Here is a 4,930-nt window from a genome sequence, read left to right as displayed (position 1 = left end):
GGCTGGCGATGCGGCCGTCGTCGCAGCCCATGACGCAAATCAGGAAGCCATCGGTGCCAAGCCCGAGTTCGGACAGCACCACCCGGGCCGCATCCTCGGCCAGGGAGTCGAGCCCCGCGGCTTCCCAGCGGGGCTCCTCGATCACGGTGTCAACCAGCTTCTCCATCGGCGCGGTCATACGCCTCGATGATGCGCGCCACAAGCGGGTGGCGCACCACATCGCGCGCGTCGAAGTAGTTGAAGCTGACGCCCTTGACCCCCTTCAGGATGCGTTCGGCATCGGCAAGGCCACTGGCGGTGCCGCGCGGCAGGTCCACCTGCGTGCGGTCGCCGGTGATGACCATGCGGCTGCCTTCGCCCAGACGGGTCAGGAACATCTTCATCTGCATGGTGGTGGCGTTCTGCGCCTCGTCCAGCACGACAAAGGCATTCGACAGCGTGCGCCCGCGCATGAAGGCCAGGGGGGCAATCTCGATCCGCTTGTCGAGCATCAGCTTTTCCACCTGCTTGGCAGGCAGGAAGTCGTTGAGCGCATCGTAAAGCGGCTGCATGTAGGGATCGACCTTTTCCTTCATGTCGCCCGGCAGGAAGCCCAGCCTTTCGCCCGCCTCGACGGCAGGGCGGGACAGGATGATCTTTTCCACCTGCCCGCCGATCAGCATGGTTACCCCCACGGCCACGGCCAGATAGGTCTTGCCGGTGCCGGCGGGGCCGATGCCGAAGGTCATCTCGTGCTTGAACAGGTTCGAGACATAGGCCTTCTGCGCTTCGGTGCGGGGTTCGACCGGCTTCTTGCGGGTGCGCAATTCGAACCCGGCCGAGCCGAACATCTCGAGCTGGTCATCGGCCCGAACCGGCGGCGCCACGCCGCCCAGACCCAGGCGCAGAACGCCTGCCACATCGCCCGGCGCCAGCGTGCGCCCGGCCTCGAGCCGCGCATAAAGCCCCTGCAAGACCCCGGCCGCCTGTTCGCTTGCCGCCTTTGTGCCGATGATCGCCAGACGGTTGCCCCGCCGCAGGATCTGCACCCCGGTGCCCTGTTCGATCTGCGCCAGGTTGCGGTCGTATTCGCCGCACAGGCCGATCAGAAGGCGGTTGTCGGGAAATTCGAGCACGGTTTCGGTCTGGTGTTCGAAACGGGGCGGGGGGGTCAGCGCGCTGATGCCCAAACGGGGCTCCTCTTGATTGGCGTGGTCAGGGGCAGGCTCGTTCTCGGGTTCGTTCATGGTGCCAGTCTGCGCCCGCGCCGGCTGGCATTCAAGCCGGGCAAGGCAGGTGGTCGAAGTTTGCACAGGTCGTGCGCAGGATTTGCGACAGTCCTGCCGGTTTTCCAGACGAAAAAGGCCGCAGCTTGCGCTGCGGCCCCGGATGTGCGGCCCTTCGGCACCCGGTCTAGTTCGCCGGCTTGCGGGTCATGCCGCGGTTGGGAACCCAATCGCGCAGACCCTGGTTGCCGGACTGGTAATCGCCGATCACGGCGCCGGGCGGGAAGCGGTTGTTGCAGATATTCGCCATCCCCGTTGCCGGGTCGAAGCGCGGGGTGGAATACCCTTCGACGCCGTCGTCGATGATCCAGTTCTGGCAACCGTCCGGGTCATAGGCAATGGCAGCGCGCTGATCGGGAATGCGCGTGGTATCGAACCCGCGGTCTTCGCCCACCGCGATCAGCGTGTTCGGACCGGGCGTATAGGGTGTCAGCCCGTCGCCACAGCCGGCAAGGCCCAGGACGGCCAGCAGGGTTGCACCCGTGAGGAGCTTTCTGTTCATCATCATCACCACCGGTAGCACACGACTTCGACGCGGCGGTTCTGCCGCATGCCTTCGGCGGTCGCGTTGGTCGCGCGCGGCTGGCGTTCGCCGAACCACTCCACCCGTTCGACCGAAGCGCCGACCGACTGCGCAACCGCCGCGACCGACTTGGCCCGGCGTTCCGAAAGACGCATGTTGTATTCGTCGGAGGCGCGGCTGTCGGTGTGGCCATAGATCGCGTATCCGAAGGCGCCCGCGTTGCGGAAGAAATGTTCCAGCCGCTGGCGGCCCTGCGCGGTCAGGTGGTGGCTGTCGGTGGCGAACAGCGTATCGGTGTTTTCCACCAGGCAGGTGTTGAGCTTGAGGCAGACGGCCTTGCCGGTCTTGGGGTCGCGGCGCGGCACCATGTAGCCTTCGAGGCCGCCATCGGCCCACCAGTGCATGCAGCCGTCCGGGTCGATCCACAAGCCCCATTCGATGCGGCCGGTCTGAACCGGCTGCCCGCCGCCCGGGCCGACCTGCGCCCCCGGCTTGGCCGACACCGCGGTGCCGCTTGCCAGCCCGCCGGCCAGCATCGCCACCCCGACTGCCAGCCGCAACGCTTCGGAAATCCTCCGTCTCACGGCAAATGTCCCCCTTGGTATTATTGCAGACACGTTTTACCCCGAGGGAAGAATTGCCGGGCAGCACTATCGAAGTCCAGAGAATTCTTTGCCTTTTGCCCTGCGGTGACCGCAAAATGGTGGCGGTTCAGGCCCGAATTCGCACAGCCTCCAGCGAATTGGGCGCGGCGGCGACGATGCGCACGCGCACCAGTTCGCCCACCGTGCCACCCGGGTCGGCCACATGCACGGCATGCAGGTGATCGGATTTGCCGGACATCTGGCCCGGCAGGCGCCCGGATTTTTCGTAAAGCACATGCACCTCGCGGCCCACCATGGCTTGCTGACAGGCGCGTTGCTGGCGCGTCAGCAGGGCCTGCAACCGTTGCAGCCGGTCGTTTGCCACTTCGGGCGGCACCGGGGCGCGTTCTGCCGCAGGGGTGCCGGGGCGCGCGGAATACTTGAAGGAATAGGCCATGCCATAGCCGACCGCCTCGACCAGGGCCATCGTGGCGGCAAAATCGTCTTCGGTTTCGCCCGGGAAGCCCACGATGAAATCCGAGGTCAGCACGATGTCGGGCCGCGCCGCGCGGATACGCTCGACCAGGCGCAGGTATTGCTCGGCCGTGTGCTTGCGGTTCATCGCCTTCAGGATCCGGTCGCTGCCGGACTGCACCGGCAGATGCAGGTAAGGCATCAGCGCCGGACAATCGCCGTGGGCGGCGATCAGATCGTCTTCCATGTCGTTGGGGTGGCTGGTGGTATAGCGCAGGCGCGCGATCCCCTCGATCTGCGCCATTTCGCGGATCAGCCGTGCAAGGCCCCAGGCACCGTCCGGCCCCCGCCCATGATAGGCATTCACGTTCTGGCCCAGCAGCGTCAGTTCCCGAACGCCGCGCGCCGCCAGATCGCGCGCTTCGGCCAAGAGACGCGCGGCCGGGCGGCTGACCTCGGCCCCGCGGGTATAGGGCACGACGCAGAAGGCGCAGAACTTGTCGCACCCTTCCTGCACGGTCAGAAAGGCCGAGGGCGCCGAACGGGTGCGCACCTTGGGCAGGTGTTCGAACTTGTCCTCGGGCGGGAAATCGGTGTCCAGCGCGGTTTGCCCGGCGTTGACCATGGCCATCAGGTCGGGCAGGCGATGATAGGCCTGCGGCCCAACCACCAGATCGACCAGCGGCATGCGGCGCTGGATCTCGGCGCCTTCGGCCTGGGCGACACACCCCGCAACGGCCACTTTCAGCCCCGGCTTCGCGGCCTTGAGCGGCTTGAGCCGCCCGAGGTCGGAATACACCTTTTCCGCCGCCTTTTCGCGGATATGGCAGGTGTTGAGCAGCACCATGTCGGCATCTTCGGCGCGGTCGGTTGCCACATACCCTTCGGCGCCCAGCGTTTCGGCCATGCGTTCGCTGTCGTAAACGTTCATCTGGCAGCCGTAGGTCTTGATGAACAGCCGCTTGGGTTCGGTCATGGCGCACCTTTCGGGTTATCCGCGCGCTTTTACACCAAGCCGCCAGCCCCCTCAACGCTTGCATCCGCACGCGCGCTGGTGGAATCTGCGCCCGGGCGCCGCGACCGACGGGCAGAGATGAACCACGACAGTCTTGACGAGTTCCTGAAGGCGGCAACCCCCGCGCTGGCCAAGGCGCCCGGTGCGCTGGTGTTTGCCGAGGACGGGGTGGAAATCCGCTCGACCCTGGAACATGCGCTGGCCCGCGGTTTCGGCACCGTGGCGCTCTTGGCCGACCGCAGCATCCCCGTGCCCCAGGACCTGGCCCCGCGCGTGCACCACGTGCCCTGGGACATTCACCGCGACAGCGCCTTGACGACCGCGGTCAACAGGGTGATCGGCGCCGCACCGGGGGCCTGGCTGCATTACTGCTACAACGCCGAATACCTGTTCTTTCCGTTCTGCGAAACGCGCACCATCCGCGACCTGACGACCTTTCAGGCCGAGGAACGCCGCGACACGGTGCTGACCTATGTGATCGACCTTTATGCCGGCGATCTCGACCGCCACCCCGATGCCGTGTCGCTGACGGATGCGTTGCTGGACAGGCTGGGGTATTACGCCCTGGGCCGCGGCGACCCGGCCAAGGGCTGGGCCCCCAAGGAACGGCAGATGGATTTCTTCGGCGGCCTGCGCTGGCGGTTCGAGGAACATGTGCCCTGGACGCGCCGCCGCATCGACCGTGTCAGCCTGTTCCGCGCGCAGCCGGGGCTTGTGCTGCGCGACGACCACACCTTCAACATCGAGGAATACAACACCTACGCCTGCCCCTGGCACAACAACATCACCGCCGCGGTCTGTTCGTTCCGCACCGCCAAGGCCTTGCGGACCAATCCGGGGTCGCGGTTCGATATCCACAGCTTCCGCTGGAGCAACTCGGTGCCGTTCCGGTGGCACAGCCAGCAGTTGATGGACCTGGGGCTGATGGAACCGGGGCAGTGGTTCTAGCAGGCTGCTGAAGAAGTCCACGAGGCGGAACAGTTTTCCCTCTGTTTGGGCGGCAGCGGTGAGCGTCTTGCTGGTCGAGGCGAGGTATGGGTGCCCGATGCCACCCCTCGTCGTCATGCGG

Annotated in this window: 5 protein-coding genes; 1 reads left to right on the top strand and 4 read right to left on the bottom strand. The window is 66.2% G+C overall.

Going from position 1 to position 4,930, the window contains the following annotated elements:
• Window positions 1-149: 149 nt before the first annotated feature.
• From ACK4S2_RS15585 to miaB, 4 genes are all read right to left on the bottom strand, one after another.
• Complete coding sequence (locus tag ACK4S2_RS15585; protein ID WP_409626457.1) at window positions 150-1,226, bottom strand: PhoH family protein; 1,077 nt, start codon at window positions 1,224-1,226, stop codon at window positions 150-152.
• A 166-nt stretch (window positions 1,227-1,392) separates the two neighbouring features.
• Window positions 1,393-1,773 (bottom strand): hypothetical protein, encoded by a 381-nt coding sequence (locus ACK4S2_RS15580; protein ID WP_409626454.1) that lies wholly within the window; start codon window positions 1,771-1,773, stop codon window positions 1,393-1,395.
• Window positions 1,773-2,372, bottom strand: a complete 600-nt coding sequence (locus ACK4S2_RS15575) for an OmpA family protein (RefSeq protein ID WP_409626452.1) — start codon at window positions 2,370-2,372, stop codon at window positions 1,773-1,775. Before ACK4S2_RS15575 ends, ACK4S2_RS15580 begins: the two co-directional genes overlap by 1 nt.
• A gap of 127 nt (window positions 2,373-2,499) precedes the next feature.
• Window positions 2,500-3,822 (bottom strand): tRNA (N6-isopentenyl adenosine(37)-C2)-methylthiotransferase MiaB, encoded by a 1,323-nt coding sequence (gene miaB, locus ACK4S2_RS15570; RefSeq protein ID WP_409626449.1) that lies wholly within the window; start codon window positions 3,820-3,822, stop codon window positions 2,500-2,502.
• 117 nt (window positions 3,823-3,939) lie between these two features.
• On the opposite strand from miaB, the gene ACK4S2_RS15565 reads away from it, so the two are divergent.
• On the top strand, window positions 3,940-4,809 hold the full coding sequence (locus tag ACK4S2_RS15565) for a hypothetical protein (RefSeq protein ID WP_409626446.1): 870 nt from the start codon (window positions 3,940-3,942) through the stop codon (window positions 4,807-4,809).
• Window positions 4,810-4,930: the final 121 nt, after the last annotated feature.

Origin of the sequence: Gemmobacter sp., from assembly GCF_046292685.1 — a bacterium.
GTDB lineage: Bacteria > Pseudomonadota > Alphaproteobacteria > Rhodobacterales > Rhodobacteraceae > Wagnerdoeblera.
Note: the sequence above shows the minus strand (reverse complement) of the source record. Positions and strands in the feature narration are given on the sequence as shown.